At 30.2% G+C, this 5,011-nt stretch carries 5 protein-coding genes and 1 riboswitch; all 5 genes read right to left on the bottom strand.

Annotation, left to right across the window (positions count from 1 at the left end; genetic code table 11):
• Positions 1 to 873 (bottom strand): FecCD family ABC transporter permease (locus MR593_RS11925; protein ID WP_290693191.1); only part of this gene is annotated, 873 nt, incomplete at its 3' end.
• Positions 854 to 1,765, bottom strand: coding sequence for an ABC transporter substrate-binding protein (locus MR593_RS11920; RefSeq protein ID WP_331474847.1), 912 nt, complete (start codon positions 1,763 to 1,765; stop codon positions 854 to 856). The genes MR593_RS11920 and MR593_RS11925, both read right to left, overlap by 20 nt.
• A 117-nt stretch (positions 1,766 to 1,882) precedes the next feature.
• Positions 1,883 to 2,062: riboswitch (cobalamin riboswitch) on the bottom strand.
• A gap of 106 nt (positions 2,063 to 2,168) precedes the next feature.
• Positions 2,169 to 3,173 (bottom strand): nucleoid-associated protein, encoded by a 1,005-nt coding sequence (locus MR593_RS11915; protein ID WP_290693188.1) that lies wholly within the window; start codon positions 3,171 to 3,173, stop codon positions 2,169 to 2,171.
• A gap of 18 nt (positions 3,174 to 3,191) precedes the next feature.
• Positions 3,192 to 4,097: an RluA family pseudouridine synthase gene (locus MR593_RS11910; protein ID WP_290693185.1), complete on the bottom strand. Its 906-nt coding sequence runs from the start codon at positions 4,095 to 4,097 to the stop codon at positions 3,192 to 3,194.
• Positions 4,098 to 4,310: 213 nt separating this feature from the next.
• On the bottom strand, positions 4,311 to 4,805 hold the full coding sequence (locus MR593_RS11905) for a YbaK/EbsC family protein (RefSeq protein ID WP_290693182.1): 495 nt from the start codon (positions 4,803 to 4,805) through the stop codon (positions 4,311 to 4,313).
• Between the last annotated feature and the right edge of the window lie 206 nt (positions 4,806 to 5,011).

Below are 5,011 nucleotides of genomic sequence, written 5' to 3'. Positions count from 1 at the left end.
TATTACATATCTATGGTTTGAACCAAATATTTTTCTAACTACATGTGGTGCGATTAAATCCACAAATCCAATAGTCCCACTAAGCGATACAGCTCCTCCTGTTAAAACAGCTGAAAATATAAAAAGCTTAGTCTTAACCTTTGATGTCTCTACTCCTACTGATTTAGCTTGCTCTTCTCCAAATGTAAGTATATCCATTTCTTTAGTATACATAAGTATACCTATCATCCCTATTAAACAAAATGGCATGATAAGTCCAACATACGTCCATCCCCTCATAGCAAAACTACCCATTTGCCATAAAGTTATACTCTTTAAATCCTCTGAAAACATTGCAGTAAGCGTTGTAAGTAAAGCATTTACAAATAAAGAAAAAACCATACCAGCCAATATTATAGTATTATTAGACATAGTTCTATCTATTTTATTAGAAAATACTATCACTATATAAACTGTAAAAAGACCAAATATAAATCCCACTATCGGAAGTGTGAAGCTTCCCACAAATGGAATAGAAAATCCTGTTACTATTACAAGTCCTGCACCTAAAGACGCCCCTGATGATACCCCTAATGTAAATGGTGATGCCAATTGATTTTTAAGTATTGATTGAACAACTGCACCACTTGCAGCTAAACACCCACCAACTAAAAATGCCAATAAAACCCTAGGTAATCTAATTTTCCAAATAATCGATACATCCTTAGCTAATATCCCCTCTCTAAGAGGTATACCTAAAGCTTTATTTGCAATTATAGATATAGTATCTAACATACTTATATTGGAGCTTCCTATAGAAGCCCCAATATAAATCAATATAAATACTATAAATATGCTGATTATACTCTTTTGTCTATTTGTCACCGTATTCATCTGGATATATAGCCTTTGCCATTTCTTTTAAAGCTTTTATTACATTAGGTGTTGGTCTTGAAGATGAATTTGTATCTATAGAGTATACTGCTTTTTCTTTAACTGCAGTTATATTTTCCCATCCATCTCTATTCATTATTTCATCGATTGGATTGTCTATGTAGTTTACATTAGTAAGTATAACGTCTGGATTTGCATCTATTACTGATTCTGAGCTTGGAGATATCCAAGATTCTTGATCTTTGAATATATTTTCAGCTCCTACTATTTCTATAATTTCATTTAAGAATGTTGAATTACCGAAGCTGTATAGGTTTGGTGCTGGACCAATTTCAAAATAAACCTTCTTTTTATCTTTTATTTTGCTACCTATTTCCTTTACTTCTTCAACATCTGACTTCATAGAAGATACTATTTCTTCACCCTTATCACTTACATCAAATAAATCTGCTAAAAATGTGATATCTTCATATATACCGTCTATACTGTTGCTACTTGGTATGTATACAACACATATCCCAGCATCTTTGACAGCTTTATAAGGATCTTCTGATGAACCACTGTATTCTGTTGCTACTATTATATCTGGATCTAGTTCTATGATTTTTTCAGCATCTGGAGTATTAAAATCCATTAATTTTGTATCTTTACTTAATCCCTCAACATCTGCTGAATATTCATCTGCTGCTATAATCTTATCAGCTAATCCTAATGCTACTAAGTTTTCTGTATTAGCTGGTGCAGTAGATATAATTGTTTCAATTTTATTTGGAACTTCTACCTCATTTCCTTGTCTGTCTGTTATTTTTCTGTCCCCGCCATCGCCGTTATTGCATCCAACTGCTAAAAACATTGTCAAACACAATAAAATAGATAAAATTTTCTTTTTCACTTAAAAATCCTCCTTTTTAAATTTGACTTCTTTTTTGTTTTAATTTATAAAATAAAAAAACTAACACAAGGTTAGTTTATATTTTAAAATAAAACAAATTTCCTCACCCCGAAGATTTTATATTTTGTATATTAGGCAGGTCTCCTGGCTTAGCTTCATCCTATTAACTCGCCTTCCCATGATTAAATCACAGTGGCTAAATTGAGCAACAGTCTACATTACAGTAACGGGGGCTGCAGAGGATTTTAACCTCTTTCCCTATTAATCTATATAGAACCTATATACATAATACTTATTTAGTTATAGGGTTATTATACCATACTTTTATTATTTATCAGTAGAGTTATTTTGTTAAAAATAACTCTTTAAGTACAACTTAATTGTTTAAAATTCATCTTATTTTTTATTTCTCCTCATAAAAAGATACATTTTTTATTACTATATCAAAAGTTCCGTTTTCGTTCTTTCTGACGCTGTATTTCATAGGGTCTTCAAAATCTGATAAATTTCCTTTTATATCAAATCCATTGTCTGTTTTTATACTTCTCTTTTTAAGCTTCTTTTCAACCCATTTTTTATCGATTGAGAAGTTTTCAGTAAGTCCTTTGTCCTCCATATGTTCTTTGAAGCTTTCTTTTAGCTCTTGGTCTATTATGTTATTTTGGATAAATTCATCTACATCTATTTCAGCCTTTTCCTTCAAAGTGTAATTTAACATACTTCTTATGTCCTCTGCTTTTTTCATATCATCCGAAATCGCATTTGTAATCCAGTTTTCAGCTGTAGTTTTAAATACCTTTGTTTTGTATTTGCTGTCTTCTACTTTTTTTGCATTTAAGAAATCTGCCACAAATTTTGTCTCTATTTGTTCCTTTTCAGCGTCTTTATCTAGTAATTTTAGGTGGTATTCATCGTTAATTCCGCTTAAGCCCACTAGAGCACATTGTTTTTGTCGTCCTGTCTCTGGTATTCCAATTTCATTTGATACTATTTGTATATTAAATTTATCTTCTATATACTCAATAGAATGTGTATACGATTTTTTATATTCTAGCTTGATTATAGCTACGTTTTTTTCGTCCTTTACACTGTATAAGCAAATCGCCAAATCACAAGAATCCATTTCTTCACCAGATTTCATAACATCAAATAAATAAGCCGCTATTTCCTTTGAATTTTGTAAAAATGTATCTTCGTCATAAATTATTTGTTCACAACAATTTTTAACTATGTTGTTGTTGTAATCGTTGAATTCTGCCTTTCTTAAATCGTCGTCCTTTGAAACTCTATTTATAATTTTTTGGAAAAACTTATCTACTTCTAAACTATTTCTACATTCGTAATCGTTTAATATTGGACTATCGTTATTTTTATCTAAAACATGTACTATAGATTTATGTATAATCATCTTAATATCTCCTTATTTCTATCTCAATTTTTCAATTAATTCCTTCATATCTCGAGGTATATCTGTCTTAAATTCTAAAATTTCTTTAGTTCTAGGCTGTTTAAATTTTAAACTATACGCATGCAACGCCTGTCTATTTATTAAATTCTCGTCTAAAGAACCGTATAATTCATCTCCTATAATAGGATGTCCTATATGCGACATATGAACTCTTATTTGGTGAGTTCTACCTGTTTCAAGTTTAACCTCTAAAACTGTAGCATCCTTTAATCTCTCAATTACCTTGTAATGGGTAATCGACTCCTGTCCTCTAGGGTCTACAACCCTCTTCACACTATCATCTGTAGGTCTGTAAATAGGCTCATTTATAGTATCTCTGTCCTTTTCTACGATGCCCTTTACTATTGTTATGTATTTTTTGTCAAAGCCTTCCTCCTTCATCTCGCTAGACAATACATGCTGAGCAAATGGATTCTTTGCAACTATAACAAGACCTGATGTATTCATATCGAGTCTATTTACAAATCTTATTTTTACAGCCTCTCCTTTTTTGACTATGTAATCTGTAACTCCATTCGCCATAGTATTTTCAAAATGACTCTTTGTAGGATGGACTACCATAAATGGAGGTTTATTTACAACAATTAAGTCAAAATCATCGTAAACTATATCTAAATTTAAATCTTGAGGTTTAAAATTTGCCATATCCTCTTGTATACTGACTTCTATTAAATCTCCTTTTTTAACCTTTTTATCTAATTTTTTAAAATTCTTATTTACATTTACTGTTTTAAATCGCTTTAATTTAGATACATATCTAACTGAAAAGTTTAATTTATCCAATAAAACCTCTCTCAATGTCAAATTATCGTCTTCATTTATATACGATATAAGATTATATGTCTGATCTTCTTTTTTGAACAAATTTTCACCTACTTCCTTTATTATTTAACATATATATTTTACACTAATTTTTTAATATAATGAACAAAAAAGATTAACCATAAATTACCAAGGTCCTTGTCGATAATATATTTATTCTCTAGAGTCTAAAAAAGGAGTTCTCCTATATAGCTTGACTATTGAAAACTCCTTTTTATTGTTTTAATAATTTTATTTAATTTAATGCATTATAAATTATTCTGATAAAGTTTCATCATATCCCTTGCATACGTCTACCCATTTTTCACATTTTGAGTATTTTTCCATTTCGTCGCAAGTTAATTCTATAGCTGAATTACTGCTTCCACAAGCCGGGAACACTGTACTGAAACGTTTCATAGAAACATCTAAATATACCTTTACTCCATCGTTTGCTATTGCGAATGGGCACACACCACCTATAGCATGACCTATGTATTCTATAACTTCATCTGGAGTAAGCATTTTTGCTTTTGTTGAAAATTCTGCTTTGTATTTTTTGTTATCAATCTTAGCATCCCCTGCAACTACTATTAATATAGCATTATCTCCTGCTTTATTTTTGAAAGATAGAGTCTTAGCTATTCTAGCTGGTATAACATGTGCTGCTTCAGCTGCTAATTCAACTGTTGCACTTGATTGATCAAACTCTAAGATATCATCTTCTCTTCCATATTCTGCAAAGTATGCTCTAACTTTTTCTATCGACATTTTTTACACCCCTATAAATTAATCTTTTCCATATAGTATAACATAAATTTTTACAATTCATACATAATCATGAAAAATATTATATTTATAATATTAATTCTAAACAGTTATAGTTAATAACAATCTGTGTTATAATACTTGTTATAAAGAGGTGGGATAATGGAAAGAATTATTACAATTAGCTCAAATAATCTACCAAAATCTAT

It is taken from the genome of Intestinibacter sp. (assembly GCF_022780145.1).
In the GTDB taxonomy this organism is placed as follows: domain Bacteria; phylum Bacillota; class Clostridia; order Peptostreptococcales; family Peptostreptococcaceae; genus Intestinibacter.
This window is presented reverse-complemented; position numbering and strand designations above follow the sequence as displayed.

Excerpts from the sequence above, each read along its gene's own strand:
- MR593_RS11915 (WP_290693188.1), bottom strand. The coding sequence starts at position 3,173 with ATGATTATACATAAATCTATAGTACATGTTTTAGATAAAAATAACGAT.
- MR593_RS11905 (WP_290693182.1), bottom strand. The coding sequence starts at position 4,805 with ATGTCGATAGAAAAAGTTAGAGCATACTTTGCAGAATATGGAAGAGAA.